The organism is Azonexus fungiphilus (assembly GCF_003634965.1).
Lineage (GTDB): Bacteria > Pseudomonadota > Gammaproteobacteria > Burkholderiales > Rhodocyclaceae > Azonexus > Azonexus fungiphilus.
This window is the reverse complement of the sequence record NZ_RBXP01000017.1, coordinates 43,017-68,622: the sequence shown is the minus strand read 5'-3', so window position 1 is coordinate 68,622 and position 25,606 is coordinate 43,017. Positions and strand designations below refer to the sequence as shown.

The window sequence follows — 25,606 nt, the reverse complement described above, 5'->3', positions numbered from 1 at the left end:
AGAACGTCCTGCAGCGATTCCGCCGAAAAGGCCGAACCCGCCGCCCCAAGACCAAGACCCGCCGCCAGCAGCAGCACGCCCGACTTGATCGCAAATCCTCTCATCATCGTTCTCCCAGAATTATTCAGGTTTACCCCCAATCGCCTTGACCCCAATTTCCGTAGGGGATGCGGCAATTTGTCGCACTGTATGCCGCAGCCCCGGCAAAAAAATTGATCGATCCTAAATCCGTCGGGTTTTTCCGAGAATGACCCGGAGAGCAGGCGAAGTCCATCGCCCATCGTCCTGATTTATCTAGGATTATTCCTATTCGAACCCGGATTTTTCGGGTTGCCGCAATCAGTTCCCGTGGGCTTAATTGCCGCAGGCGGCGCGCGCACAATGCCTTCCTGCCGCACCCCGGCGCGCAGGGAAACACCGGAAATTTGATGGCGATTAAATTCATTTGCCGACGCCTGGCGAACAATCCGGGCATCCTGCCGGCTGCCGGCCGGTCCCATTGAAAGTGAATCGTCGAACCATGCAGGAAAGAATCCTCGCCGTCGTCGCCCTGCTGCTGGCCCTTGCCATCGCCGCCCTGGCGCTGCTCTGGCACCCGCAGCCAGCGCCGCGCGAACTGCCGCGCCCCGGACTGCCGGCCGGCGGCGACTTCGTGCTCGACAGCGCCGCCGGCAAACTGGCCCTGGCCGACCTGCGCGGCAAGGTGGTGGCGCTGGCCTTCGGCTACACCGCCTGCCCGGACATCTGCCCGACGACGCTGCTGACGCTGGCCGACGTGATCGCCCAGCTCGAACCCGGCGAACGCGAGCGCGCCGCCTTTCTCTTCGTCTCGGTCGATCCGGCGCGCGACACGCCGCAGCACCTGGCCAGCTACACTGCCTTCTTCAACCCGGCGATCGCCGGCGCCACCGCCGATCCGGCGACGCTGGCCGAGATCGCCGGCCGCTACGGCGTCATCTACAGCCGGCCCGAGGGCGGCGGCGACAACTACGCCGTCGACCATTCGGCCGACCTCTACCTGATCGGCACCGACGGCCGGATCGCCGACAAAATTGCCCATGGCACGCCGTCGACCGTGATCGCCGGCGCGATCCGCAAACACCTGCAGGCCCCACGATGAAATCCACGCCCCTGTTGCTGGCGCTGCTCCTGAGCTGCCCGCTGGCCGCCGTCGCCGAACCCGGCCCGGCCCTCTACCGCGTCTTCGCCGAGCAGCCGGCGGCGGCCGACTGCATCGAGGTCGATATCGACCTGGCCCACGGCGAAACCCCCGAGGCCCTCCCCGGCGCGCTGCGCTACCCGCTGCGCGGCAAGGAGATCGCCGAAGGCTGGAGCTGGCCCGAGGGCGTCAGCAGCGACCCCGACTACTTCCGCTACAAGTACCTGCCGCTCGCCTCCGAGAGCGAGGACCGGCGCAGCTACGAAGCCGAGGACATGGTCGGCGAACCGCAGACGATGACCGAACGCTGGCGCTACGACTATTTCCTTGCCTTCGCCAATTTCGCCGCCTTCATCGACGCCGCCGACGACGACGCGGCGCTGGTCCTGGCACTGCCGGCCGACGCCGACCCGGCCCGGCTGGCGCTGCGTGCCGAGGCCTGCCTGACGCAGCCGACGACGCGCGAAAGCACGACTTTCTGGAAGGCCACGCACGCCAAGCCGGTCGACCTGACGCTGAAGAAGCGCTATCTGGTCGGCGAACTCAAGGCCGTCCATGCCGTCGCCCTCGACGACGGCCGCCGCCTGGCGACGCTGCAGGCCCGACCGATCCCACCCGCTGTTCACAAGGAGTCCGACCATGACTAAAGCCCTTCCCCTGCTCGCCCTGCTGCTCGCCGTCAGCGCCGGCGTCGGCGCCGACGACACCGGCCTCGAGCGGGCGGTCAGCGAACTCGGCACGCTCAACGGCGTCGCCCTGGCCTGCAAGCAGAACGCGCTGGCGGCCCGGATGCGCGAGATCATGGTCGATACCGTGCCCAAGGAAAGGAGCGTCGGCGAAGTCTTCGAACAGGCCACCCACGCCAGCTTCCTCGACTTCGGCAGCGCCGGCCGGACCTGCCCGGACGGAAAAAGCCTCGCCGGCGAGGTCGACCGTGCACGCGAGAAACTCCGCCGCGCCGCCGGCAAGCCGGCATGAAGCGGCGCGCTTTCTGCCGGCACCTGGGCCTGCTGCTGGCCGCCGCGCCGGCACTGGCCGCGGCGGCACCGGCGCACCAGTTGCTCGACGGCGAGGTCCGCGACATCCGGCCGCGCTACATGCTGATCGGGCCGCAGGGCTCGGCCGTCTCCAACGAGGATTTCCGCGGCCGCTTCCAGCTGATCGCCTTCGGCTACACCTTCTGCCCGGACATCTGCCCGACGACGCTGGTCGAGATGACCGAGATCCTCAAGCTGCTCGGCGACGACGCCGACCGCCTCCAGGGCATCTTCGTTTCGGTCGATCCCGAGCGCGACACGCCGGCCGCCCTGGCCACCTACACCCGTTTCTTCGACCCGCGCATCGTCGGCCTGACCGGCTCGCCGGCGCTGATCCAGGGCGTCGCCCGCAACTTCAAGGTGCGCTATGCCAAGGTCGCCCGCGACGCCGGCGACCCCAAGCTCTACGCCGTCGACCACTCGGCCGGGCTCTACCTGCTCGGCCCGGACAGCCGCTTCATCAAGAAATACGGCTACGGCACGCCGGCACAGGCGATCGCCGACGAACTGCGCGACCTGATCCGCCAGCCCTGAACGTCACACCAAGGAAGCAAAGATGACCAAGACCCTGCTTGCCACCGCCCTGCTCGTCGCCCTCGGCGTCGCCCATGCCGACAACGCCGCCAGTCCGGAGCAGGCCACCGGCAAGGGCGCCGACAAGGTCGCCCGCGGCCTGCTGCTGCAGCACCAGGACCGCCTGATCTTCTCGCCCTGCCGCGACCGCAGCTACACCAACGTCGACGACGCCTCGGCCGGCGGCGAAGTCACCGCCGCCCTGCGCCAGTTCGGCCTCGGCGACGGCAAGCCGCTCTACATCGAGGTCTTCGGCGCCGCCGAGTCGGGCCTGCTGCGCATCGACGGCCTCAACATGGCCAAGCGCGACGCCCGCTGCTACGCCCCGCGGCGCAGCACCGGCGAATGGCGCGCCGGCGCCGGCAATGCCTGGGCGCTGACCCTGTTCGAAGGCGGCGCGACGCTGCAGCGCAGCGGCCAGGACGACCTCGCCGGCAGCTACGAGGAAACGCTGAGCACGCCGACGCAAGCGGAAATCCGCATCACCGGGGCGTCGACCGTCAACGTCCGGCTGAACCGGCGCAGCTGCCGCGACAACAGCACCGGCGACGAGCGGCTGTACGCCTGGCATGCCGAAGTCACCACCGCCACCGGCAAGCTCGAGGGCTGCGCCTGGCGGCAATAGACCGGCAGCGGCTAGGCCCCCGGGCCTGGCCGGGAGTAAACTGGCGGGCCCGCAGCCTCGCACAGCCAACGTCCATGCCGTCCCTCACACGCCTTCTCGTCCTGCTCGGCGGACTACTGCTCGGCATCACCGCCTGGGCGGGACCGGCCCGCGCCTTCAGCATCGGCGTCGCCCCGCACAGCAGCGCCCGGCTGATCATCGGCATGTACCAGCCGTTGCGCCAGCATCTCGAACGGACACTCGGACAACCGGTCGAAATCGTCACCGCCCCCGACTTCACGGAATTCGCCCGCCGCGCCATGCAGGGACGCTTCGACCTGGTGATCACGACCGGACACCAGGCCCGGCTGCTGCAGACCGATGCAGGCTACCTGCCCTTGCTCACCTACCAGGCCGAATTCAGGGCGGTGGCGCTGGTCCCCCGCGACTCGCCGGTGAGGACGCATGCCGACCTCGACGGGGCAACCGTCTTTGGGCTTTCCCCGGCCTCTCTGGTCACCCTGTGGGGCGAGCACTGGCTGCACCGTAACGGCATCCGTGGCACCAGCATGCGCTACGTCAGCGCCGCCGACAGCATCGCCCAGTTGCTGCTCAAGGGCGAGGGCAAGCTTGCCTTCACCTCGCTCGCCAACTATCAGAACCTGCCGCCGGGAATCCAGTCGCAGTTGCTGATCTTCGACGAAAGCCTGTCGATGGCAGGCCGCGTGTACCTGCTCAACCAACGCCACGGCAACCGCCGCGAAGACATCGAGAAGGCGCTCTGGCGCTTCGCCGAAACGCCGGAAGCCGCCGAGTATTTCGCCCAGCACAAGCTCAAGGGCTACCGCCGTCTGGCACATCGGGAACTCAACGAGATGGAGCCGTATGCGAACGAGGTCCGCAAGCAATTGAAGCTCCCGTCCCGCTGACATGGTCCTCGCCCGCCCCCTGCCCCTGCTGCGCACGATGCGCGGTCGCCTGCTGCTGCTGGCACTGATCGTCGAAGCCTGCATGCTGGTCCTGCTGATCACCAACAGCCTGCGCCTGCTGCACCAGAACATGGGCGAACAGGCCCGCAACCACAGCGAACAGGTCGCCCCGATTCTCAATGCGGCGCTGGTCGCGCCGCTCGCCCAGAGCGACTACGCAACGGTCCAGGCGGTGCTCGACGAAAGCGTTTCGATCCAGGGCATCGATTACGCGGCAGTCCTCGACAACTATGGCAACCTCGTCGCCAGCGCCGGCTGGCCGGCCAGCAAATTGCTGCCGCTGCCGGATGCGAACTTCAGCATCGACAGCGGGGAAAAACCGGCACGCTACGACCTCTCCCGACCGATCACGCTCTCCGGCCAGCCACTCGGCGAACTGCGCTTCGGGATCAATCTCAGCCGCATCGTCGAAGCGCGCAAGAGCCTGCTCTCGCAAGGCGTGTTGATCGCGGTCGGCGAACTGCTGCTGTCGGCCGGGCTGCTCGCCCTGCTCGGCATGCTGCTGACCCGGCAACTCTCGGTGCTGACCCGCGCCAGCCTCGAGGTTGCGGCAGGCAACGCGACGCCGCCGGCGGTCCCGGAAGGCGAGGATGACGTCGGCCAACTGGGCGCCGCGTTCAACGCGATGTCGCGTGCCGTCAGCGAACGCATCACCCAGCTCGAGGAAGCCCATGCCGCCTTGCGCCATGCCAAGGAAGCCGCCGAACAGGCCAACCACGCGAAAAGCGCTTTCCTGGCGACCATGAGCCACGAGATCCGGACCCCGATGAACGGCATCCTCGGCATGGCGCAACTGCTCCTGATCGACGACAAGGCCAGCCCCGAAGAACAACGGGAATACGCCAGAACCATCCTCGATACCGGGCAGACGCTGCTGACGCTGCTCAACGACATTCTCGATTTTTCCAAGGTCGAGGCCGGCAAGATGGAACTGGCCTGCCATATTTTCAACCCGCGCGAGGTGATCGAGGAAAATGTCACGCTGTTCGCCCAGCCTGCGCGCGCCAAGCAACTGCAAATCGAAGCCTTCTGGCATGGCCCGGCGGCCGACTACATCGCCGACGTGACCCGTTTGCGCCAGATGCTGGCCAACCTGATCGGCAATGCGATCAAATTCACGCCACGCGGCTTCATCCGGATCGAGGCCAAGGTGCTCGAGGATGACGGCAGGCACGCCTTGCTCGAATTTTCGGTCAGCGACAGCGGCATCGGCGTACTCCCCGAAAAGCGGGAAAAACTCTTCCACCCGTTCAGCCAGGCGGACAGCTCGACGACCCGTGAATATGGCGGAACCGGACTCGGGCTGTCGATCGTCCGCAGCCTCGCGCACCTGATGGGCGGAACGGTCGGCATGGACAGCCTCCCCGGAGAGGGCTCGCGCTTCTGGTTCACCATTCGCTGCGAGTGCGCCGGCGACAGCGGCACGCCGGCCAGTCGGGACACCCCGCCCGGCCAGATGGCAGCGTTGCAGGAGGGCCTGCGGGGCAGCGTGCTGGTCGCCGAGGACAACCCGGTCAACCGCAAGGTCATCGAAGGCCTGCTCAACAAGCTCGGCATCGCGGCGGTGTGCACGGAGAACGGCGCCGAGGCCTTGGCCGCCCTGCATCGCGGATTGCAGCCGGACCTCGTGCTGATGGACATGCAGATGCCGGTGATGGACGGCCTGCGCGCAACGCAGGAGATCCGCAACTGGGAAGCCCGGCTCGGCAGACCGGCGATCCCGATCATCGCGCTGACCGCCGGGGCCTTCGCAGAAGACCGCCAGAGTTGCCTGGATGCCGGCATGAACGACTTCATGACCAAGCCGGTACGCATCGATGTCCTGTCATCGATGCTCGCCCACTGGGTCGGGACGGGCCAACGCGATTAGTTGCCCCACGCCAGCCAGACAGGCATGGCGGCGTTTTGCGATTTAACGCAGATCATGGATTGGCTTTTGTCTGCCGCCGAGAATTCGCGCACCGTCAACAAGGAGCGCAAAAATGAGCGGCATATTCACAAAATCCATGGCACGGAACATCTTCTACGGGGGGACGGTGTTCTTCTTTCTGCTTTTTCTTGCCCTCACTTTCGACTCGCACAAGGAATTTCCCAAGCGCGACAATTCCCAGAACCTGACGCCGCAGGTCATCGCCGGCAAAAAAATCTGGGAAACCCGTAACTGCATCGGCTGCCACACCCTCCTCGGCGAAGGCGCCTACTTCGCCCCCGAGCTCGGCAACGTCTATCCGCGTCGCGGCCCAGACTTCATCAAGGGCTGGATGCAGGCACAGCCCACCGGCGCACCCGGCCGTCGCCAGATGCCGCAGTTCCATCTGACCGACGAGGAACTCGACAACATCGTCGCCTTCCTCAAATACACCTCCGAGATCAATACCGCCAACTGGCCGCCCAACATCGAAGGCTGACCGGCTCATAAACACATTCAGGAGTTCACTGCGATGCAATATCAATCACAGGCTGTCGCCAAGCCATACTTCATAGCGGCCATCGCCCTCTTCACCGGCCAGATCCTCTTCGGCCTGATCATGGGCATGCAATACGTCGTCGGGGATTTCCTCTTCCCCGAAATCCCATTCAACGTGGCCCGCATGGTCCACACCAACCTGCTCATCGTCTGGCTCCTCTTCGGCTTCATGGGCGCCGCCTACTACATGGTCCCCGAGGAGTCCGAGACCGAACTGTTCAGCCCCAGGCTGGCCATCGCCCTCTTCTGGATCTTCCTCGTCGCCGGCGCCGCCACCGTCCTCGGCTACCTCTTCGTGCCCTACGCGACGCTCGCCCAGATGACCGGCAACGACCTCCTCGCCACCATGGGCCGCGAGTTCCTCGAGCAGCCCCTGCCGACCAAGCTCGGCATCGTCGTCGTCGCCCTCGCCTTCCTCTTCAACATCACCATGACCGTCCTGAAGGGCCGCAAGACCGCCATCTCGACCGTCCTCCTCCTCGGCCTCTGGGGCCTCGCCATCTTCTTCCTCTTCTCCTTCTACAACCCCCACAACCTGGTCAAGGACAAGTACTACTGGTGGTGGGTCGTCCACCTCTGGGTCGAAGGCGTCTGGGAACTCATCCTCGGCTCGCTCCTCGCCTTCGTCCTGATCAAGGTCACCGGCGTCGACCGCGAGGTCATCGAGAAGTGGCTCTACGTCATCATCACCCTGACCCTGGTCACCGGCATCATCGGTACCGGCCACCATTACTACTGGATCGGCGCCCCCGAGTACTGGCAGTGGTGGGGCTCCGTCTTCTCCGCCCTGGAACCGATCCCCTTCTTCGCCATGACCGTCTTCGCCTTCAACATGGTCAACCGCCGTCGCCGCGAACATCCGAACAAGGCCGCCGTCCTCTGGGCCCTCGGTACCGGTGTCATGGCCTTCCTCGGTGCCGGCGTCTGGGGCTTCCTCCATACCCTCGCCCCGGTCAACTACTACACCCACGGTTCGCAGATCACCGCCGCCCACGGCCACATGGCTTTCTACGGCGCCTACGTCATGGTCGTCCTCACGCTCATTTCCTACGCGATGCCGATCATCCGCGGACGGGCCGCCAACTCCAACAAGGCCCAGGTCCTCGAAATGTGGTCCTTCTGGCTGATGACCATCGCCATGGTCTTCATCACCCTCTTCCTCACCGCCGCCGGCATCCTCCAGGTCTGGCTCCAACGCGTCTCCGACACCCCCATGGGCTTCATGGCAACCCAGGACCAGGTCGTCCTCTTCTACTGGATGCGTGAATGGGCCGGCCTCATGTTCCTCGTCGGCCTCGTCACCTACATCGTCTCCTTCTTCGTCAAGGGCGAGGACAGCGCAGCAACTCAGTGACACCTCCTCCTCGTCATTGAGCAGGGGCGGCTCCGGCCGCCCCTTTTGCTTTGCCGGAGACGACAAGGCAGCGGCAAAGCCTTACAATGCCCGGGTTATTTTCGGGATACCTGCCGGAACCCGACCCACGGCCGGGCGCATCGATGAAACGCTGGCTGACGCTGCTCCTTTTCCTTTCCCCCCTGCTCGCCATCGCCGAACAGACGCTGACGCTGGGCATCTTCGCCTACCGGCCGAAGGCGGTGATGGCCGAGAAGTTCGACATGCTCGGCGTCTACCTCAGCGGCGCCACCCCCGGCTACCAGATCCGCGTCGAATACCTCGACCACGCCGAACTCAACGCGGCGATCGCCGAACAGCGCATCGACCTGATCTTCACCAACCCGGCGCACTACGTCCAGCTGCGCCACGGCAACCGCCTCTCCGGCGCGCTGGCGACGCTGCAGTCGCTGGAAGGCGGCCAGACCTCGTCGCTGCTCGGCGGCGTCATCCTCACCCGCCACGACAGCCCGCTGCAGACCCTGGCCGACCTGCGCGGCAAGCGCATCGCGATTCCCGGCCATGGCGCGACGTTCCTCGGCGGCTACCAGACGCAGGCCTACGAACTGCTGCTGGCCGGCCTCAAGCTGCCCGACGACGCCCGCCTGATCGACGTCGGCAGCCACGACCAGGTGGTCGCCAGCGTGCTCGCCGGCGACGCCGACGCCGGTTTCATCCGCACCGGCATCCTCGAGTCGCTGCAGCACGACGGCCGCCTGGCGGCAGCCGCCTACAAGCTGCTCAACCCGCAGCAGCACCCCGATTTCCCCTTCCTCGTGTCGACCCGCCTCTATCCCGAATGGGCCTTCGCCGCGCTGCCCTCGGTGCCGGAGGAAACGGTCAAGCGGATCAACCGGGCGCTGCTCTTCATCACCCCCGACATGGCCGTCGCCGAAGCTGCCGGCATCCACGGCTTCACCATCCCCGGCGACTACCAGTCGGTCGACCGGCTGACCCGCGCGCTGCGCCTGCCGCCCTACGAGCGGGTCGAGTTCGAGGCCGGCGATGTCTGGCAACGTTACCAGTGGGCAATCTTCGCCACCCTGCTGGCGCTGGCGGTGATCCTCGCCCTGGCGCTCCGCCTGTGGCGCACGCAGCGGGCGCAGACGCGCGAAACCGAGCGCCTGCGCACGATCACCGACACCATCGCCGACGGCATCTACGTGCTCGACCCGCAAGGCCGCGTGCGCCTGATCAACCCGGCCTTCACCCGCATCCTCGGCTACCGCGCCGACGAGATGCTCGGCCGCATCGGCCACGACATCTTCCACCGCCACGGCAGCGAACCGGTGCCGCTCGAACGCTGCCCGCTGTTCAACCGCGTGCGCAGCGGCCAGTCCTTCAACGGAGAGCAACTGTTCCGCTGCCGCGACGGCCGCCTGATCGACGTCGAAATCGCCGCCAGTCCGATCGTCGACCGTCTCGGCCAGCCCACCGGCGGCTCGGTCACCGCCTTCCGCGACATCAGCGAGCGCAAGCGTACCGAGGCCGAACTCGAGCAGCACCGCCACCACCTCGCCGCGCTGGTCGACGAACGCACCACCGAACTGTCGCTGGCCAAGGAAACCGCCGAGGCCGCCAGCCGGGCCAAGAGCACCTTCCTGGCCAACATGAGCCACGAACTGCGCACGCCGATGAACGCGATCATGGGCATGACCAGCATGGTCCTGCGCCAGACCCCGGACCCGCGCCTGCGCGACCAGCTGGGCAAGGTCGAGAACGCCTCGCGCCACCTGCTGCACGTGATCAACGACATCCTCGACATCTCCAAGATCGAGGCCGAGCGGATGAAGCTCGAGGAGACCGAATTCGTCCTCGGCAGCGTGCTCGAGAACCTGCGCAGCCTGAGCGGTCACCGCGCCGCCGAAAAATCGCTGCAGCTGCACATCGACCTGCCGCTCGAGCTGGCCGGCATGGTCCTGGTCGGCGATCCGCTGCGCCTCGGCCAGGTCCTGCTCAACCTGACCGGCAACGCGATCAAGTTCACCCGCCACGGCAGCGTCACCGTCCGCGCCCGCCTCGCCGAGACCGCCGGCGACGCGGTCACGCTCTGCTTCGAGGTCGCCGACACCGGCATCGGCATCGCCGAGGACGCCCGCGCCCGGCTGTTCACCGCCTTCGAGCAGGCCGACAACTCGATGACCCGCAAGTACGGCGGCACCGGGCTCGGCCTGGCGATCAGCAAGCGCCTGGTGCATCTGATGGACGGCGAGATCGGTGTCGACAGCGAACCGGATGCCGGCAGCACCTTCTGGTTCACCGTCCGCCTGCGCCGCAACGGCCAGGGCCGCCTGACCGAGGCCGAGCACGACAGCGCCGAGCTGAGCATCCGCCGCGATTTCCCGGCGGCGCGCATCCTGCTGGCCGAGGACGAGCCGATCAACCGCGAGGTCTCGCTGAGCCTGCTCGAAGACTGCGGCCTGTGCGCCGACAGCGCCGAGGACGGGCGGCAGGCGGTCGAACTGGCGCGGCGCGAACGCTACGACCTGATCCTGATGGACATGCAGATGCCCCAGCTCAACGGCATCGACGCCACCCACCAGATCCGCGCCGACTCGCTCAACCGCAGCACGCCGATCATCGCGATGACCGCCAACGCCTTCGCCGAGGATCGCCTGCTCTGCCTCGAGGCCGGCATGAACGACCATCTCGGCAAGCCGGTCGACCCCGAACGCCTGTTCGCGACGCTGCTGAAATGGCTGCGCAAGGCGCAAGCACAACGCGAAGGCAGCCAATAATTCGGAAAACTTAGCGCGGATCAAGGTTGCCGGGAGCATGGCTTCCTAGACTCGCCGGCATGACCAGTCAAGCCCTGATCCTGCCCGACACGCCGCCGCAACGCCTGGCCGGCGACCTCGCCATCTGGTTCTTCATCGGCGCCGAACTGGTCGCCTTCGCCGCCTTCTTCGGCGCCTACGCCTTCACCCGCGCCAGCCACGTCGCCGAGTTCAACCTCGCCCAGCAGGGCCTGAACCGCGACGCCGGCGCCGTCAACACCTTGCTGCTGCTGACCGCCAGCGCCTTCGTCGTGCGCGCCGTGCAGGGCGCGCTGGCCGGCCGCGCCCGCGCCGACGCGGTCTGGCTGCTCGCCGCGATCGTCTGCGGCATCGGCTTCCTCGGCGTCAAGGGCGTCGAATACGCGGCCGCCTTCGACCAGGGCATCAGCCTGTCGAGCAGCACCTTCCACATGTTCTACCTGTCGCTGACCTTCTTCCATTTCATGCACGTGATCCTCGGCCTGGTGATCCTCGTCGTGCTCTGGGCCGGCATGCGCGCCGGCCGTTACGGGCCGCAGGACATGAACGGCCTGGAAAGCGGCGCCGCCTACTGGCACATGGTCGACCTGGTCTGGCTGATCCTCTTTCCGCTCGTCTATGTCATCCACTGAAACCATCCCGGCCGGCAGCCACGGCAGCCCGGCCGGCACCCTGCGGCTATGGCTGGCGCTGATCGTCGCCACGCTGCTCACCTGGCAGCTCGGCGAAGGCGGCGGCAGCCTGCCGCTCACCGTCGCCGTCCTCGGCATCGCGCTGCTCAAGGGCGCTGCCGTCGCCCTCGATTTCATGGCCCTGCGCCATGCCCCGCCGCTCTGGCGCAATCTGCTGCTCGGCTGGCTGCTCTTCGTCTGCGCGCTGATCGGCCTGGCTTACTGGAAAGGCATTGCCTGATGAACGCCCCCGAAACCCGCCTCGACCTGCCCTATTACTCGCCTTGCGGCCATGAGGAAGCGATCTTCGAATCGGCCTGGCGCAACCGCCTGCCGCTGCTGATCAAGGGCCCGACCGGCTGCGGCAAGACCCGCTTCGTCGCCCACATGGCCGCCCGCCTCGGCCTGCCGCTGTACACCGTCGCCTGCCACGACGATCTCACCGCCGCCGACCTGGTCGGCCGCCACCTGATCGTCGACGGCGACACCCGCTGGTCCGACGGCCCGCTCACCCGCGCCGTCCGCGAAGGCGGCATCTGCTACCTCGACGAGGTCGTCGAGGCGCGCAAGGACACCACCGTCGTCCTCCACCCGCTCGCCGACGACCGGCGCATCCTGCCGATCGACCGCACCGGCGAACTGCTCGAGGCGCCGCCCAACTTCATGCTGGTGGTCTCCTACAATCCCGGCTACCAGAACCTGCTCAAGGGGATGAAGCCGTCGACCCGCCAGCGCTTCGTCAGCCTGCGCTTCGACTTTCCCGAGGGCGAGCGCGAGACCGCCATCCTGCTGCGCGAGACGCAATGCCCCGCCGACCTTGCCCGGCGCCTGGTCGGCATCGCCCACGGCCTGCGCCAGCTCAAGGACCAGGACCTCGAGGAAGCGGTCAGCACCCGCCTGCTGATCTACGCCGCGCTGCTGGTGCGCGACGGCATGGACCCGGTGGTCGCCTGCCGCGCCGCCATCGTCGAGAGCCTGACCGACGATCCCGAAGTCGCCGAAGCGCTGATGGAAGTCGTCAGCGCGACTTTCGGCCGCTGACCCCGGCGAGGCCGACACCATGCGGACGACGACCCACGCCAGCCCGGCTGCGATGCCGCTCAGCGCCACCGAGGTGCTGACCCGGACGCCGCTGTTCTCCGACCTGCCCGCCGACGACCTGCAACGGCTCGCCCAGGGCTGCCGGGTCGAGCACTACGACCGCGGCAACATCCTCTTCCACAAGGGCGACCCCTGCCACGGCTTCCATCTCGTCCTCGACGGCCAGATCAAGCTCGCCTTCGTCTCCGCCGCCGGCAACCAGAAGGTGGTCGAGATCATCCGCCCCGGCCAGAGCTTCGGCGAGGCGGTGATGTTCATGCAGAAGCCCTACGTGCTGATGGCCCAGGCGCTGACCGACTGCCAGCTGCTGTTCATCGCCAAGGACGTGATCTTCCAGGAAATCCGCAAGGACCCGGATTTCTGCCTGCGCCTGATCGCCGGGCTGTCGATGCGCCTCCACCACCTGATCAAGGACCTCGAGATCTACTCGCTGTGCTCCGGCCGCGAACGCATCGTCGGCTACCTGCTCGGCGAGATGGCCGACGACGAGGGCAACCCGCCCGATGGCCGGGTCGAGGTCTGCCTGCCGACCCACAAGGGCACCATCGCCTCGCGCCTGAACCTGACCCAGGAACATTTCTCGCGCGTGCTCCACGAACTCGCCGACGACGGCCTGATCCAGGTCGAAGGCCGGCGCATCGTCATTCCCGACGTCGGCGAGCTGCGCTCCAGCCTCTGCCTGCCGTAACGTTGACGGTCGACCGGTAAATTCCGGCGATTTTCGGTATAAACGGGGCTTCGCCACCATCCGGGGAGTTCCCGATGCCCACCGCCGCCATCGTCGCCACCGCCCTGGTCGCGCTGCTGCACCTCTACATCCTCTACCTGGAAATGTTCCTGTGGACCACGCCGCGCGGGCGCAAGGCCTTCGGCCTGACGCCGGAGTTCGCCGCCGCGACGCGCGTGCTCGCCGCCAACCAGGGGCTCTACAACGGCTTCCTCGCCGCCGGCCTGCTCTGGGGACTGTGGCTGGGTCCGGCCGGCGACCCGGTGAAGATCTTCTTCCTCGGCTGCGTCATCGTCGCCGGGCTTTTCGGCGCGGCCACCGCCAGCCGGCGCATCCTCTTCATCCAGGCGCTGCCCGGGGCGATCGCGCTGGCACTGGTGCTGGCCGGCTGAGGCCGGCGGTTTTCCGGGGAAACTGACGGTCGACCGTCGGATTTGCCGGAAAACCGGCCGCCGTTCAGGCCGCGACGGCGGTCCGCAGGCGCGGCGCGAGACGTTTCGCCGGTGCGGTTTTTGCCGTTTTCCCGGCGTCGACCGTGGCAAAGCGGGCGGCCAGCAGCGCCGCTTCGCGCTGCGCCGAATAGCCGCCGGCAACGGCGCCGATGACGATCAACGCCGGCGAGCGCAGGCCGGCCTCGGCGACCTTGCCGGCGAGTTCGGCGAGCGGCGCGGCGACGCTGCGCTGGCGGCGGGTGGTCGCCGACTGCACGACCATCCCCGGCGTCTCGGCCGGCAGGCCGTGCGCGATCAGCTCGGCGCAGACCTGCGGCAGCGCCGCCAGGCCCATGTACACGACCAGCGTCTGGCGCTCGCGGGCGAGCACCTGCCAGTCGAGGTCGAGCGTGCCGTCCTTGAGGTGGCCGGTAGTCAGGATCAGGCTGCAGGCGTGCGCCCGGTGCGTCAGCGGCACGCCGGTGTAGGCGCCGACCGCCGAGGCGGTGGTGACGCCGGGAACGATCTCGAAGGGCACGCCGGCGGCCTCCAGCGCTTCCATCTCCTCGCCCCCGCGACCGAAGATGAACGGATCGCCGCCCTTCAGGCGGACCACGTCGAGGCCTTCGCCGGCGAGATCGACGAGCAACTGGTTGATTTCCTCCTGCGGCAGCGCGTGCCGGCCGGATTCCTTGCCGGCATAGACGCGGCGGGCGCCCGCCGGGATCAGCGCGATCACCTCGTCGCCGACCAGATGGTCATAAACCACCGCCTGCGCCTGCGTGATCAGGCGGTAAGCGCGCAACGTGAGCAATTCCGGATCGCCGGAACCGGCCCCGACCAGACTGACTTTCCCCATCATGACCATTCCCCCATGCCTTTCGTTGTGTTGCCGACCGCTCAGTGGCTGGTGCCTTCCGAGCGGGTGATCTTGTTGTGCAGGTTGTACTTGCCGACCGGCTTGTCCATCGGGATGCGCTTGACCTCCTGCAGCGTCTGCGCGTCGTAGACGATCAGCGCGCCGCCGGCGGCCTTGCGCTCCCACAGGCTGGCCAGCACGTAGCGGCCGTCGCGGGTGAATTCGACGTGGGCCAGCGTCTTGCCGGGCACCGGCCGCAGCCGGGCGACGACCTCGAGCTTCTCCTTGTCGATCACCTGCAGCGTGTCCTTGTGCTCGCGGCTCATCATCGAGTCGGTCCAGGCGTAACGGCTGTTCTCGTGGCTGCGCATGAAGAAGCCCGGGCCGAGCGTCGGAATGCTGCGCAGCGTCTGCCAGGTCGCGGTGTCGATGACGCTGACCAGGCCCTCGTTCAGGTTCGGCGTCGCCATCACCGTCCGCCCCTGCCACGCCCAGGTGATCCCCGAACCGAGGTGGGGCATGCCGGGCAGCTGCAGCTCGGCGACCTTGCGCCGGGCGTCGAGGTTGATCACCTGGCCGCGCCCGCCCTGGCGCGAGGCGCCCATCAGGTCGTTGTAGTCCTGGGTGAAGAAGAAGTCGTCGAGGTAATCCTCGACCTTGGTCCGCTGCGGGTTGAGGAAGCCGGGGATGAAGGCGCCTTCCTTGTACTGGAAGTCGTGGATCATGCCGGCCGGAATGTCCGGATGCGTCGGGTTGTAGGAAATCTCCCAGACTTCCTCGACGTCCTTGAGCGCGGCGACGAAGCTCTGGCGCGGCGCCGCGTCGTAGACCGCCGACACCCGCGAGGTCTTCTTGCCGTCGATGTCGGCTACCGGCAGCACGCGCACCGGCTTGAGGTCGCTGTCGAGGATGACCAGCGAATGCGGCAGGTAGTTGGCGACGGCGACGTACTTGCCGTCGGCCGACACCGCCGCGTTGCGGGTGTTGATGCCGGCGCGGACCTCAGCGACCGGCGTCAGGTTCCAGATGTCGTACTTGGTGATCCAGCCGTCGCGCGAGGCGAAATAGACGAAGCGGCCGTCCGGCGAGAACTTCGGCCCGCCGTGCAGGGCGAAGCGCGAAGGGAAGCGGTGGATCGGCTCGAGCTTGTCGCCGTCGAGGATGGAAACATGGTGGTCGCCGCTCTCGACGACGACGAACAGGTTCATCGGATCGGCGGCAAACGACGGCTGGTGCGGCAGCTTGCGGACGTCGGCGTGCTCGATCCGCGAGGCCTCGATGTCGGCCCTTTCCCAGCGCGGGCTGACCGCCGGCGGCGCGTAGATGTACTTCTGCAGTTGCTCGATCTCGGTCGCCGCCAGCTGTCCGGCGAAGGCCGGCATCTGCGTCGCCGGGCGACCGTCGGCGATCACCCGGGCGGCCTCGCCCGGGCGCAGCCGGCCGAGATTTTCCGGCAGCAGCGCCGGCCCGGTACCGCCCAGGCGTTCGCCGCCATGGCAGGCGGCGCAATGTTTCTGGTACAGCGCCGCGCTGTCGCCGGCGAGCGCCGGCAGCGCCGGCAGCAGACCGGAGAGAAGCAGGAGGACGGCGGGCTTGATGCGCATGTTCATATCCTTCAGGCGGCGATTTCTTCGTCGGTCAGGTAGCAACCCGGGTCTTCGGCCCAGATGTTGCCGGTCAGCTGCTGGGCGCGGACGCGGGTGTTGCCGTTGCACACGGCGAGATGGCGGCAGCCGGCGCAGCGCCCCTCGACCGGGCGCGGACGCTGCTTCAGCCCGGCCATCAGCGGATCGGACAGGTCGGCCCAGATGTCGGCGAAACGGCGCTCGCGGACGCTGGCCAGCGGGTAGTGCCACCACATCGTGTCGGGATGGACGATGCCGCGGTTGTCGATGTTGGCGACATTGACGCCGGAGGCATTGCCGCCCCACTGCGCCAGCTTGGCGGCGATGTGCGCGGCCGACTCGGGAAAGCGGCGGCGCACCCAGTGCAGGAAGAAGGCGCCGTCGGCGTCGTTGTTGCCGGTGGTGAATTCCTTGGCGATGCCGCGCCGGCGATGGTCGAGGCAGGTCTCGAACAGCGTTTCCATCGCCTGCCGGGTCAGCCGGTGCTGGGCGTCCTCGGCGCGGTTCTTGTTGCCGCGCCCGGCATAGTTCAGATGCGAGAAATAGAAGCGGTCGATCTGCTCGCGCTCGACCAGTGCGAGCAGCCCGGGCAGGTCGCCGGCGTTGTCGCGGGTCATCGTGTAGCGGACGCCGACCTTGAGCTGGCGCTCGCGGCACAGGCGGATGGCGTGCAGCGAGGCGTCGAAGGCGCCTTCCAGGCGGCGGAAACGGTCGTGCGTGGCGCCCAGGCCGTCGAGCGAGATGCCGACGTAGTCGAAGTCGCAGGCGGCGATCTCGGCGATGTTGTCGGCGTCGATCAGCGTCCCGTTCGACGAGAGCGCGACGTAGAAGCCCATCGCCTTGGCGCGCCGGGCGATCGCGTAGATGTCCGGGTGCAGCAGCGGCTCGCCGCCGGAGAGGATCAGCACCGGCACCCGCGCCGCCTTGAGGTCGTCGAGCACGGCGTAGATTTCCGGGGTGCTCAGCTCGCCGGCGAAATGGGTATCGGTGGACACCGAATAGCAATGCCGGCAGGTCAGGTTGCAGCGGCGCAGCAGGTTCCAGATGACGACCGGGCCGGGCGGATCGCGGTGCGGGCCGACCGCTGTCGGCTGGTCGATTTCGGCGATGAACTGGCTGATGCGGAACATGCGTTCTCCTGGTCAGGCGGCGAGGCGCAGCCCGGTCTTCTTGAGGATGGCGGTCGAGAACAGCACGTCGTCGGCGCGGCAGGCGTCGCCCAACAGGCTGCGCACGATGGCGATGCGCGCCATGACTTCGTCGCGGCTGTCGCCGTGGAGCATCGCGAACAGGTTGTACGGCCAGCCCGGCAGATGGCGCGGCCGGCGGTAGCAATGGGTGACGAAGGGCAGCTGGCCGATGCGCTCGCCGAGTTCATCGACAAATTCGTCGGCGACGTCCCAGACGCTCATGCCGTTGGCGGTGTAACCGATCGCGTAGTGGTTGGGCACGGCACCGATGCGGCGGATGACGCCGCGCGCCAGCATCGCCTCGAGGCGCTGCATGACGGTCGCCGCGTCGCAGCCGAGCTCGGCCGCCAGCGCCGCGTAAGGCTGGGCGCAGAGCGGCAGGCCGCGCTGGGTGGCGAGGATCAGCCGGCGGTCGAGTTCATCCATGGCGGCGCTCCCGGGTGGCCAGTTTCATTTCGACGAAGTACTCGCGCTCCTTGGGGAAGGCATGCACGGTCAACCCGGTTTCCGCCTCGATTTTCGCGATCGCCGCGGCGATCCCCTCGGGCTTTTCGGTGGCCAGCACGAACCACATGTTGAAGCGGTGCTCGCGGCGGTAGTTGTGCGCCACCTCGGGCAGCGCGTTGACCGCGGCGACGACGCGTTCCCAGTCGGCGTCCGGAACTTCCAGCGCAGCCAGGACGAAGGCGCCGCCGACCCGCTCGATCTGGAACAACGGCCCGAAACGGGTCAGCACGCCGCGCGCCAGCAAGCCCTGCAGGCGTTCGATCAACTCGGCCTCGGCCAGCCCGAGGCTGGCGGCGGCGACGGCGTAAGGCCGGTCGCAGACGGGAAAGCCGCCTTGCAGGTGATCGACGATCTGACGGTCGACCGCGTCGAACAGCGAAAAATCAGACATAGCGCGCTCCGGTCTGCTTGAAGCAGCGTTGCGAGAAGAGCACCGCGTGCGGCACGGCGGCCAGCGCGTGGCGGTGGCGCAGGCGGTCGATGGTGCCGGCGACGCTGTCGCGGCACTGGCCGTGGATCATGCAGAACAGGTTGTAGCGCCAGTGCGGCAGCTGGCGCGGCCGGCGGTAGCAGAGCGTCACCGCGGCCTCGCCGGCGAGGCCGGCGGCAACGCGGTCGACCTCGGCGTCGGGAATGTCCTGGACGAGCATCGCGTTGGCCGCAAAGCCGAGCTCGCGATGGCGGACGACCACGCCGAAGCGGCTGATCGCGCCGCTGGCCTGCCAGCCGGCGATGCCGGCAATGACCTCGGCCTCGCTGCTGGCGCAGTCGCGACCCATCGCCAGGAACGGCCGGGCGAGCAGCGGCAGCCCGTCCTGCAGGCGGCCGAGCAGGCAGCGCTGGCGGGCGTCGAGGCTGAGGCCGGCGGCCGGTGCGGCGGCATGGCTGCGCGGCCGGCGGGCGCCGTCGAGGGGAAAGCCGAGGTCGATGTGGTAGGCCTTTTCCATCGGCAACGACAGCGCCGGCACGCCGGCCAGCGCCTCGATGCCGGCAAGGACGCGGGCCAGCGCCGCGGCATCGGCGGCGGTGAGGACGAACCACAGGTTGTAGCGGTGCTCGCGCTGATAGTTGTGATTGACCCCGGGGAAGGCGTTGACCGCCAGCGCCACCTCGGCCAGGCGGGACTCCGGCACCGCCATCGCGACCAGCGTCGACACGCCGAAGCAGCCCGGGCGCAGCACCGCGCCGATGCGCGAGATGCGGCCGTCGTCCTGCATCCGGCGCAGGCGCTCGATGACCGTTGCCTCGGCGCTGCCGAGGCGCTCGGCGAGGACCGCGTAGGGCCGCGCCGAGAGCGGGAAATCGCGCTGGAAATCGTTGAGCAGGCGGAAATCGAGTTGCGGGTCCACGCGGGAGGTTCCAGTTAGAAGCCGATCCGTTGGGCGCGGCTGGAGAAGAAGATCCCCGACGGCGCGTCAGCCGTAATTTCCCCGATCTGCGTAAGGTTTTCCGTGTGGTAGATCAAAATTTTGTGGTCATCGCGCGCCGACAGCCAGACGTTCTCGCCGCGCGGCGTGAATTCCATGTGCAGGATGCCCTTGCCCGGCGCCAGCTGGCTGACCACCTCGCCCTTGAGGGTGTCGATGACGTCGACCTTGCCGTAGTCGGGGAAGGCGAAATTGACCCAGACCTGGCGCCCGTCCGGCCGCGCCATCACGAACACCGGCTGGCCGCGCACGGGAATCCGGCCGACTTCCTGCCAGGTCGCGACATCGACGACCAGCACCTCGTGCCGGCCGATCGCCGGCAGGTAGGCCTTGCCCTGCGCCACCGACCAGCCGCGCAGGTGCGGCATCTTGAACACCGGCAGCTTTTCCTCGCCGCGGCCGTACTTCTCGAGAATCTTGCGCGCGCCCTGCTGCGGCTGCCACAGGTCGAGCATGGCAACGCCGTCCTCGCCGAACAGGCCGGCCAGGAAATGCCGGCCGTCCGGCGTGACCAGGCCATCGTACGGGTTCTGCCCGGCGGGGAAGCGCTGCGTCACCGGCCGGCGCGGGTCGCTGAAATCGCTGACCCAGATCTCGCCGGCGTCGAACAGCGCATAGACGAACTTGTTGCCCGGCGAATCGGCCAGGCCGACAACCTTGGAAAACTGGCCGGGCGCGTACTCGGCCGGGACTTCGGCGAGCAGTTCCAGGGTTTCGGCATCGAAGGCCTTGATGCCGCCCGGCTTGTAGTTCTGGGCGACGACGATGCGCCCGTCCTGCGAGATCGAACCGCCGATCGCATTGCCGCTCTGGATGATCCGCTTGACCACCTGGCCGGCCAGCATGTCGATCTTGGTCAGCCCGCCGTCGCGACCGAAGACGTAGGCGTAGCGCCCGTCGCGCGAATAGACGGCGGAGGCGTGCGAAAGGTCGCCGAGGCCGCCGATGCGGGCGTAGGGCTGGCGGCTGCTGGTATTGGCCAGGGTCACGTGGCCGCTGGCCCGCTCGATGATCAGCGCCAGGTCGCCGGTACCGCGCAGCGGCGGCGTGCCGGCACAGGCACCGAGGAAGGCGACGAGAAGGACGGAGAACAGGATGCGCATCGCGGAACTCACTCGGGAAAGCCGCTGATCAGGCGGTCGACGACCCAGGCCGCCTCGGCCTCGGTCAGGAAACGCTGCCAGGGCGGCATCGCGGTACCGGGCCGGCCGTGGTACACGGTGGCGGCCAGCCCATCGGCCGGCTTGTCGCGCAGGTCGGCCGGCAACAGGGCGGGACCGAGCCCGCCCTGCAGGCTCATGCCATGGCAGGAGCCGCACTCCTGGCGGACCAGGTGGGTCAGCTCCCGCTGGCGTTGCGGTGGCGGCTCGCTGGCCAGCGCCGAGCTCAGCATCAGGCCGACCCCGGCCAGCGCCAGGCCCGACTGGATCGCCCAGCGCCAGCAGGAGCGGCGACGCAGCGCCGCCCTAGAACTTCTGGGCCTTGACATCGCCGTCGCCGCCCAGGCCGATGGTATGGCCGAAGGAAACATGGTGGAAGCGGCCGCCGGCATGGTCGGCATGCACCGCCAGGCCGAAATGCACGGTCGGCGTCGCCGGCAGCTTGCGGCTGAAGGTCACCGTCCAGGTGTCGCCGTTCTTGCCGCCTTCGGCCTTGGCGCCGGCCTGGCCGCCGTCCATCCGGCGCTGGTCGCTGATGCTGCCGTCGGCGACCTTGCCCGAACTCGACCACTGCACCAGTTCGTAGGCGCCGGCGCTGACGTACTTGGTCCTGTCCTTGCCGTCGGGCATGGTCCTGGCGTCCTGGTGGCAGCTCGCCCAGCAACCGACCTGTTCGGCCATCGGCACCTGGGCGTTCGGGAAGAGCAGCGTCGCCTTGACCGCGTTGTCCTTGTCCGACTTGTCGAAACCGCCTTCGGGCGCCTTGAAGCTCAAGCGCACGTAGAGCTGGCCGGCATCGTAGGCGGCCTGGACGGTGACCGGGAAGCTCATCGTCTTGGGCGCGCCCTTGGGTTCGAGTTCCGAACCGAGCCGCGACAGATCGACGTTGATCTCGCCGCCCTCGACGTGGCAGCCGGCACAGCTTTCGCCGCGGGCCAGGCCGCGGCTGCCGCCGTGCTTGCCCTTGCTCTCGATCCATTCCCAGGGCGTCGCGCCCGGGTGGAAGACGTGCACCGTGGTCCCCGCCACCTTGCTCCAGTCCGGCGCCGCCTGGGCCCACGGCGAGACCGTCAGGGCACCGAGCAGCAGCAATGTCGTATAGCGCAGTTTTTGTTTCATTTCCTCACCTCGTGGAGAATCCGCGTCTGACGCACCAGAGATTACGGGGGCTCGCGCCCCCGTAACCTTGTGTCAGATCAAAAGCGCGAAATACGCTCAGTAGATGTCGTGCTGGGTGTTGTAGACGTTGAACTTGCCGGTCGGGGTGATCATCTTCGGATCGGTGATCACCTTCTTGACCTTCAAGGTCGCGTCGTCATAGACGACGATCGCCGACTGGTCGGTCTTGCCGCCCCACAGCGAAATCCACACTTCCTTGCCGTCGGCCGAGTATTCCGGATGCACGGCGCGCTTGACCGCCTTGGTCGGCGGCAGGCCGGAGTCCTTGGCGACGTTGAGGATCGCCTTCGGCTTCGAGAGGTCGGCCATGTCCCAGACGGCGACCGATTCGGCGAGGTCCTTGTCCGGGTTCTGCGGCGCGTCGGCCCAGAAGTGCTTGGACGCCGGGTGCGTCTTGACGAACAGGTTGCCCGGCACGTGCTTCATTTCCTGCACGACCTTCCAGTTGTACTGCTTGTACTGGGCGAACTTCGGATCGTCGGACGGCGTCGAGATCAGGGTCACGACGTCGGCGCCGAGGTGGCCGGTGGCCCACACCGGACCGAACTGCGGGTGCACGAAGTTGGCGCCGCGGCCCGGGTGCGGGATCTTGGCGGTGTCGACCAGGGCGGCCAGCTTGCCGGTCTTGGTATCGACCGCGGCGATCTTGTTGGACGCGTTGGCCGCAACCAGGAAGTAGCGCTTCGAGGCATCCCAGCCACCGTCATGCAGGAACTTGGCGGAAGCGATGGTGGTCGTCTTCAGGTTCTCGATGTCGGAATAATCGACGAGCAGGATCTGGCCGGTTTCCTTGATGTTCACCACCCATTCCGGCTTGATGAAGGAAGCGACGATCGAGGCCACGCGCGGTTCCGGATGGTATTCGCCATCGACGGTCATGCCGCGGGTCGACACCACCTTGCGCGGCTTCAGCGTGTCGCCGTCCATGATCACGAACTGGGGCGGCCAGTAGGAACCGGCGATCGCGTACTTGTCCTCGAAGCCGGCGAACTTGGAGGTATCGACCGAGCGCGCGTCGAAACCGATCTTGACTTCGGCGACGACGGCCGGCTTTTCCATCCACAGGTCGATCAGGCTCAGGCGACCGTCGCGGCCGATCACGTACACATAGCGACCGGAAGCCGACAGGCGCGAGATATGCACGGCATAGCCGGTCTTGACGATGCTGCGGATCTGCTTGGTGTCACCGTCGATCAGGGCCACTTCACCGGTATCGCGCAGGGTGACCGAGAAGATGTTCTTCAGGTTGAACTTGTTCATCTGCTTGGTCGGACGCTTGTCGACCGGGACGATCACCTTCCACGAATCCAGCGTGTCCTTGAAGCTGTACTCGGGCGGGACATCCGGCGTGTTCTGGATGTACTTCGACATCAGGCTGATTTCTTCCTTGGTCAGGATGTCGTCGAAGTTCACCATGCCGCCATCGGTACCGTAACCGATGATCTTTTCCAGACGGCTCTGGCCGAGCTTGAGCGTGCCCCCCTCGGTGACCTTGCCGCTGGCGTCCTTCTTCGTCCAGTGCGGCTCCAGGTTCTTGCCGGTGGCGCCCTTGCGCAGCACGCCGTGGCAACCGGCGCAGCGTTCGAAATAGATCTTCTTGGCCTGTTCCTTCTCGGCGTCGGTCATGGCCGGCGCCCCCGACTGGGCGAAGGCCGAACTCATCGCACCGGCCAGAACGGTCAAAGCGAGTACCCCAAATGACGTTGCTTTCATCTCTACTCTCCTGTTAATGGACATTGCCCCTTACCCCCTGAGCAATGGCCGGAAGAGTGACCTCGTAAAACCCCACAGTCTTTGATGATTGCTAAATCACACACCCGGATTGGGGATTTTTGAAAAAAACCGGAGAAATTTCACGGTCGACGCCTGATTTGGATCAAATTCCACGGCAAACCGCCAGAAAAACTGGCCAAAAGGCCAAAAAATGCATTTTTGCCGACGGCGCCGGCGTTTTTAACGCAGATCATGGATTGCCTTTTGTCTGCCGCCGAGAATTCGCGCACCGTCAACAAGGAGCGCAAAAATGAGCGGCATATTCACAAAATCCATGGCACGGAACATCTTCTACGGGGGGACGGTGTTCTTCTTTCTGCTTTTTCTTGCCCTCACTTTCGACTCGCACAAGGAATTTCCCAAGCGCGACAATTCCCAGAACCTGACGCCGCAGGTCATCGCCGGCAAAAAAATCTGGGAAACCCGTAACTGCATCGGCTGCCACACCCTCCTCGGCGAAGGCGCCTACTTCGCCCCCGAGCTCGGCAACGTCTATCCGCGTCGCGGCCCAGACTTCATCAAGGGCTGGATGCAGGCACAGCCCACCGGCGCACCCGGCCGTCGCCAGATGCCGCAGTTCCATCTGACCGACGAGGAACTCGACAACATCGTCGCCTTCCTCAAATACACCTCCGAGATCAATACCGCCAACTGGCCGCCCAACATCGAAGGCTGACCGGCTCATAAACACATTCAGGAGTTCACTGCGATGCAATATCAATCACAGGCTGTCGCCAAGCCATACTTCATAGCGGCCATCGCCCTCTTCACCGGCCAGATCCTCTTCGGCCTGATCATGGGCATGCAATACGTCGTCGGGGATTTCCTCTTCCCCGAAATCCCATTCAACGTGGCCCGCATGGTCCACACCAACCTGCTCATCGTCTGGCTCCTCTTCGGCTTCATGGGCGCCGCCTACTACATGGTCCCCGAGGAGTCCGAGACCGAACTGTTCAGCCCCAGGCTGGCCATCGCCCTCTTCTGGATCTTCCTCGTCGCCGGCGCCGCCACCGTCCTCGGCTACCTCTTCGTGCCCTACGCGACGCTCGCCCAGATGACCGGCAACGACCTCCTCGCCACCATGGGCCGCGAGTTCCTCGAGCAGCCCCTGCCGACCAAGCTCGGCATCGTCGTCGTCGCCCTCGCCTTCCTCTTCAACATCACCATGACCGTCCTGAAGGGCCGCAAGACCGCCATCTCGACCGTCCTCCTCCTCGGCCTCTGGGGCCTCGCCATCTTCTTCCTCTTCTCCTTCTACAACCCCCACAACCTGGTCAAGGACAAGTACTACTGGTGGTGGGTCGTCCACCTCTGGGTCGAAGGCGTCTGGGAACTCATCCTCGGCTCGCTCCTCGCCTTCGTCCTGATCAAGGTCACCGGCGTCGACCGCGAGGTCATCGAGAAGTGGCTCTACGTCATCATCACCCTGACCCTGGTCACCGGCATCATCGGTACCGGCCACCATTACTACTGGATCGGCGCCCCCGAGTACTGGCAGTGGTGGGGCTCCGTCTTCTCCGCCCTGGAACCGATCCCCTTCTTCGCCATGACCGTCTTCGCCTTCAACATGGTCAACCGCCGTCGCCGCGAACATCCGAACAAGGCCGCCGTCCTCTGGGCCCTCGGTACCGGTGTCATGGCCTTCCTCGGTGCCGGCGTCTGGGGCTTCCTCCATACCCTCGCCCCGGTCAACTACTACACCCACGGTTCGCAGATCACCGCCGCCCACGGTCACATGGCCTTCTACGGCGCCTACGTCATGGTCGTCCTCACGCTCATTTCCTACGCGATGCCGATCATCCGCGGACGGGCCGCCAACTCCAACAAGGCCCAGGTCCTCGAAATGTGGTCTTTCTGGCTGATGACCATCGCCATGGTCTTCATCACCCTCTTCCTCACCGCCGCCGGCATCCTCCAGGTCTGGCTCCAACGCGTCTCCGACACCCCCATGGGCTTCATGGCAACCCAGGATCAGGTC

General features: G+C 66.8%; 27 protein-coding genes. 17 read left to right on the top strand and 10 right to left on the bottom strand.

Annotation, left to right across the window (positions count from 1 at the left end):
• Nucleotides 1-520 precede the first annotated feature (520 nt).
• The 15 genes from DFR40_RS12935 to DFR40_RS12865 all read left to right on the top strand — a co-directional run bounded on the left by DFR40_RS12935 (nucleotide 521) and on the right by DFR40_RS12865 (nucleotide 13,869).
• Nucleotides 521-1,120, top strand: a complete 600-nt coding sequence (locus DFR40_RS12935; RefSeq protein ID WP_121458928.1) for an SCO family protein — start codon at nucleotides 521-523, stop codon at nucleotides 1,118-1,120.
• Nucleotides 1,117-1,806, top strand: coding sequence for a hypothetical protein (locus DFR40_RS12930; protein WP_147431330.1), 690 nt, complete (start codon nucleotides 1,117-1,119; stop codon nucleotides 1,804-1,806). Before DFR40_RS12935 ends, DFR40_RS12930 begins: the two co-directional genes overlap by 4 nt.
• Nucleotides 1,799-2,137 carry a hypothetical protein gene (locus tag DFR40_RS12925; RefSeq protein ID WP_121458926.1) on the top strand — a complete coding sequence of 113 codons (339 nt, stop codon included), beginning with the start codon at nucleotides 1,799-1,801 and terminating at the stop codon, nucleotides 2,135-2,137. The genes DFR40_RS12930 and DFR40_RS12925 overlap by 8 nt, the downstream gene beginning before the upstream one ends.
• Entirely contained in the window at nucleotides 2,134-2,730 is a 597-nt protein-coding gene (locus tag DFR40_RS12920) for an SCO family protein (protein ID WP_121458925.1), read from the top strand. The genes DFR40_RS12925 and DFR40_RS12920 overlap by 4 nt, the downstream gene beginning before the upstream one ends.
• A gap of 22 nt (nucleotides 2,731-2,752) precedes the next feature.
• Nucleotides 2,753-3,394 (top strand): hypothetical protein, encoded by a 642-nt coding sequence (locus DFR40_RS12915; RefSeq protein ID WP_121458924.1) that lies wholly within the window; start codon nucleotides 2,753-2,755, stop codon nucleotides 3,392-3,394.
• Nucleotides 3,395-3,468: 74 nt separating this feature from the next.
• A complete protein-coding gene (locus tag DFR40_RS12910) occupies nucleotides 3,469-4,302 on the top strand; it encodes a PhnD/SsuA/transferrin family substrate-binding protein (protein ID WP_121458923.1) in 834 nt (277 codons plus the stop codon).
• Nucleotide 4,303: 1 nt separating this feature from the next.
• Nucleotides 4,304-6,232, top strand: coding sequence for an ATP-binding protein (locus DFR40_RS12905; protein WP_121458922.1), 1,929 nt, complete (start codon nucleotides 4,304-4,306; stop codon nucleotides 6,230-6,232).
• Nucleotides 6,233-6,344: 112 nt separating this feature from the next.
• Nucleotides 6,345-6,770, top strand: coding sequence for a c-type cytochrome (locus tag DFR40_RS12900; protein WP_121458906.1), 426 nt, complete (start codon nucleotides 6,345-6,347; stop codon nucleotides 6,768-6,770).
• Nucleotides 6,771-6,803: 33 nt separating this feature from the next.
• Nucleotides 6,804-8,183 carry a cbb3-type cytochrome c oxidase subunit I gene (locus DFR40_RS12895; RefSeq protein ID WP_121458921.1) on the top strand — a complete coding sequence of 460 codons (1,380 nt, stop codon included), beginning with the start codon at nucleotides 6,804-6,806 and terminating at the stop codon, nucleotides 8,181-8,183.
• A 143-nt stretch (nucleotides 8,184-8,326) separates the two neighbouring features.
• Nucleotides 8,327-10,960, top strand: coding sequence for a PhnD/SsuA/transferrin family substrate-binding protein (locus DFR40_RS12890; RefSeq protein WP_170160220.1), 2,634 nt, complete (start codon nucleotides 8,327-8,329; stop codon nucleotides 10,958-10,960).
• Between the two features lie 59 nt (nucleotides 10,961-11,019).
• Nucleotides 11,020-11,610 carry a cytochrome c oxidase subunit 3 family protein gene (locus DFR40_RS12885; RefSeq protein ID WP_121458919.1) on the top strand — a complete coding sequence of 197 codons (591 nt, stop codon included), beginning with the start codon at nucleotides 11,020-11,022 and terminating at the stop codon, nucleotides 11,608-11,610.
• Nucleotides 11,597-11,890 carry a cytochrome C oxidase subunit IV family protein gene (locus tag DFR40_RS12880; protein WP_081700158.1) on the top strand — a complete coding sequence of 98 codons (294 nt, stop codon included), beginning with the start codon at nucleotides 11,597-11,599 and terminating at the stop codon, nucleotides 11,888-11,890. Before DFR40_RS12885 ends, DFR40_RS12880 begins: the two co-directional genes overlap by 14 nt.
• Nucleotides 11,890-12,690, top strand: a complete 801-nt coding sequence (locus DFR40_RS12875) for a CbbQ/NirQ/NorQ/GpvN family protein (RefSeq protein ID WP_121458918.1) — start codon at nucleotides 11,890-11,892, stop codon at nucleotides 12,688-12,690. The genes DFR40_RS12880 and DFR40_RS12875 overlap by 1 nt, the downstream gene beginning before the upstream one ends.
• A 19-nt stretch (nucleotides 12,691-12,709) precedes the next feature.
• Nucleotides 12,710-13,438, top strand: coding sequence for a Crp/Fnr family transcriptional regulator (locus DFR40_RS12870; RefSeq protein ID WP_121458917.1), 729 nt, complete (start codon nucleotides 12,710-12,712; stop codon nucleotides 13,436-13,438).
• A gap of 74 nt (nucleotides 13,439-13,512) precedes the next feature.
• Entirely contained in the window at nucleotides 13,513-13,869 is a 357-nt protein-coding gene (locus tag DFR40_RS12865; RefSeq protein ID WP_121458916.1) for a DUF1304 domain-containing protein, read from the top strand.
• 64 nt (nucleotides 13,870-13,933) lie between these two features.
• Here DFR40_RS12865 and cobA read toward each other — a convergent pair whose 3' ends face one another.
• The 10 genes from cobA to DFR40_RS12815 form a co-directional block, all read right to left on the bottom strand.
• Nucleotides 13,934-14,770, bottom strand: a complete 837-nt coding sequence (gene cobA / locus DFR40_RS12860; protein ID WP_245985684.1) for a uroporphyrinogen-III C-methyltransferase — start codon at nucleotides 14,768-14,770, stop codon at nucleotides 13,934-13,936.
• 38 nt (nucleotides 14,771-14,808) lie between these two features.
• A complete protein-coding gene (locus DFR40_RS12855; RefSeq protein ID WP_121459061.1) occupies nucleotides 14,809-16,371 on the bottom strand; it encodes a nitrite reductase in 1,563 nt (520 codons plus the stop codon).
• Between the two features lie 11 nt (nucleotides 16,372-16,382).
• Nucleotides 16,383-17,522, bottom strand: coding sequence for a heme d1 biosynthesis radical SAM protein NirJ (gene nirJ, locus DFR40_RS12850; RefSeq protein WP_121458914.1), 1,140 nt, complete (start codon nucleotides 17,520-17,522; stop codon nucleotides 16,383-16,385).
• A 12-nt stretch (nucleotides 17,523-17,534) separates the two neighbouring features.
• Entirely contained in the window at nucleotides 17,535-18,008 is a 474-nt protein-coding gene (gene ahbB / locus DFR40_RS12845) for a siroheme decarboxylase subunit beta (RefSeq protein ID WP_121458913.1), read from the bottom strand.
• Nucleotides 18,001-18,480, bottom strand: a complete 480-nt coding sequence (locus DFR40_RS12840; protein ID WP_121458912.1) for an Lrp/AsnC family transcriptional regulator — start codon at nucleotides 18,478-18,480, stop codon at nucleotides 18,001-18,003. The genes ahbB (DFR40_RS12845) and DFR40_RS12840 overlap by 8 nt, the downstream gene beginning before the upstream one ends.
• A complete protein-coding gene (gene ahbB / locus DFR40_RS12835) occupies nucleotides 18,473-19,438 on the bottom strand; it encodes a siroheme decarboxylase subunit beta (protein ID WP_121458911.1) in 966 nt (321 codons plus the stop codon). Before ahbB (DFR40_RS12835) ends, DFR40_RS12840 begins: the two co-directional genes overlap by 8 nt.
• Before the next feature lie 14 nt (nucleotides 19,439-19,452).
• Nucleotides 19,453-20,619 carry a cytochrome D1 domain-containing protein gene (locus DFR40_RS12830; RefSeq protein WP_121458910.1) on the bottom strand — a complete coding sequence of 389 codons (1,167 nt, stop codon included), beginning with the start codon at nucleotides 20,617-20,619 and terminating at the stop codon, nucleotides 19,453-19,455.
• 8 nt (nucleotides 20,620-20,627) lie between these two features.
• A complete protein-coding gene (locus DFR40_RS12825; RefSeq protein WP_342767615.1) occupies nucleotides 20,628-21,005 on the bottom strand; it encodes a c-type cytochrome in 378 nt (125 codons plus the stop codon).
• Nucleotides 20,983-21,795, bottom strand: coding sequence for an ethylbenzene dehydrogenase-related protein (locus tag DFR40_RS12820; RefSeq protein ID WP_121458908.1), 813 nt, complete (start codon nucleotides 21,793-21,795; stop codon nucleotides 20,983-20,985). Before DFR40_RS12820 ends, DFR40_RS12825 begins: the two co-directional genes overlap by 23 nt.
• 96 nt (nucleotides 21,796-21,891) lie before the next feature.
• On the bottom strand, nucleotides 21,892-23,517 hold the full coding sequence (locus DFR40_RS12815) for a cytochrome D1 domain-containing protein (RefSeq protein WP_483964164.1): 1,626 nt from the start codon (nucleotides 23,515-23,517) through the stop codon (nucleotides 21,892-21,894).
• A 361-nt stretch (nucleotides 23,518-23,878) separates the two neighbouring features.
• Here DFR40_RS12815 and DFR40_RS12810 point away from each other — a divergent pair, with 361 nt between their 5' ends.
• Complete coding sequence (locus DFR40_RS12810) at nucleotides 23,879-24,304, top strand: c-type cytochrome (protein ID WP_121458906.1); 426 nt, start codon at nucleotides 23,879-23,881, stop codon at nucleotides 24,302-24,304.
• A gap of 33 nt (nucleotides 24,305-24,337) precedes the next feature.
• On the top strand, nucleotides 24,338-25,606 hold a 1,269-nt coding region (locus tag DFR40_RS12805), incomplete at its 3' end, for a cbb3-type cytochrome c oxidase subunit I (RefSeq protein WP_121458905.1).

Bases quoted from the DNA above. Each gene is read 5' to 3' on its own strand.
- ahbB (WP_121458913.1), bottom strand. From the start codon at position 18,008: ATGGATGAACTCGACCGCCGGCTGATCCTCGCCACCCAGCGCGGCCTG.
- DFR40_RS12895 (WP_121458921.1), top strand. From the start codon at position 6,804: ATGCAATATCAATCACAGGCTGTCGCCAAGCCATACTTCATAGCGGCC.
- DFR40_RS12830 (WP_121458910.1), bottom strand. From the start codon at position 20,619: ATGCGCATCCTGTTCTCCGTCCTTCTCGTCGCCTTCCTCGGTGCCTGT.
- DFR40_RS12840 (WP_121458912.1), bottom strand. From the start codon at position 18,480: ATGTCTGATTTTTCGCTGTTCGACGCGGTCGACCGTCAGATCGTCGAT.
- DFR40_RS12885 (WP_121458919.1), top strand. From the start codon at position 11,020: ATGACCAGTCAAGCCCTGATCCTGCCCGACACGCCGCCGCAACGCCTG.
- DFR40_RS12875 (WP_121458918.1), top strand. From the start codon at position 11,890: ATGAACGCCCCCGAAACCCGCCTCGACCTGCCCTATTACTCGCCTTGC.
- DFR40_RS12920 (WP_121458925.1), top strand. From the start codon at position 2,134: ATGAAGCGGCGCGCTTTCTGCCGGCACCTGGGCCTGCTGCTGGCCGCC.
- DFR40_RS12905 (WP_121458922.1), top strand. From the start codon at position 4,304: ATGGTCCTCGCCCGCCCCCTGCCCCTGCTGCGCACGATGCGCGGTCGC.
- DFR40_RS12855 (WP_121459061.1), bottom strand. From the start codon at position 16,371: ATGCGCATCAAGCCCGCCGTCCTCCTGCTTCTCTCCGGTCTGCTGCCG.
- DFR40_RS12810 (WP_121458906.1), top strand. From the start codon at position 23,879: ATGAGCGGCATATTCACAAAATCCATGGCACGGAACATCTTCTACGGG.
- DFR40_RS12915 (WP_121458924.1), top strand. From the start codon at position 2,753: ATGACCAAGACCCTGCTTGCCACCGCCCTGCTCGTCGCCCTCGGCGTC.
- DFR40_RS12900 (WP_121458906.1), top strand. From the start codon at position 6,345: ATGAGCGGCATATTCACAAAATCCATGGCACGGAACATCTTCTACGGG.
- nirJ (WP_121458914.1), bottom strand. From the start codon at position 17,522: ATGTTCCGCATCAGCCAGTTCATCGCCGAAATCGACCAGCCGACAGCG.
- DFR40_RS12910 (WP_121458923.1), top strand. From the start codon at position 3,469: ATGCCGTCCCTCACACGCCTTCTCGTCCTGCTCGGCGGACTACTGCTC.
- DFR40_RS12890 (WP_170160220.1), top strand. From the start codon at position 8,327: ATGAAACGCTGGCTGACGCTGCTCCTTTTCCTTTCCCCCCTGCTCGCC.
- DFR40_RS12815 (WP_483964164.1), bottom strand. From the start codon at position 23,517: ATGAGTTCGGCCTTCGCCCAGTCGGGGGCGCCGGCCATGACCGACGCC.
- DFR40_RS12935 (WP_121458928.1), top strand. From the start codon at position 521: ATGCAGGAAAGAATCCTCGCCGTCGTCGCCCTGCTGCTGGCCCTTGCC.
- DFR40_RS12820 (WP_121458908.1), bottom strand. From the start codon at position 21,795: ATGAAACAAAAACTGCGCTATACGACATTGCTGCTGCTCGGTGCCCTG.
- DFR40_RS12925 (WP_121458926.1), top strand. From the start codon at position 1,799: ATGACTAAAGCCCTTCCCCTGCTCGCCCTGCTGCTCGCCGTCAGCGCC.
- DFR40_RS12865 (WP_121458916.1), top strand. From the start codon at position 13,513: ATGCCCACCGCCGCCATCGTCGCCACCGCCCTGGTCGCGCTGCTGCAC.
- DFR40_RS12825 (WP_342767615.1), bottom strand. From the start codon at position 21,005: ATGTCAAGGCCCAGAAGTTCTAGGGCGGCGCTGCGTCGCCGCTCCTGC.
- DFR40_RS12870 (WP_121458917.1), top strand. From the start codon at position 12,710: ATGCGGACGACGACCCACGCCAGCCCGGCTGCGATGCCGCTCAGCGCC.
- DFR40_RS12930 (WP_147431330.1), top strand. From the start codon at position 1,117: ATGAAATCCACGCCCCTGTTGCTGGCGCTGCTCCTGAGCTGCCCGCTG.
- DFR40_RS12880 (WP_081700158.1), top strand. From the start codon at position 11,597: ATGTCATCCACTGAAACCATCCCGGCCGGCAGCCACGGCAGCCCGGCC.
- cobA (WP_245985684.1), bottom strand. From the start codon at position 14,770: ATGATGGGGAAAGTCAGTCTGGTCGGGGCCGGTTCCGGCGATCCGGAA.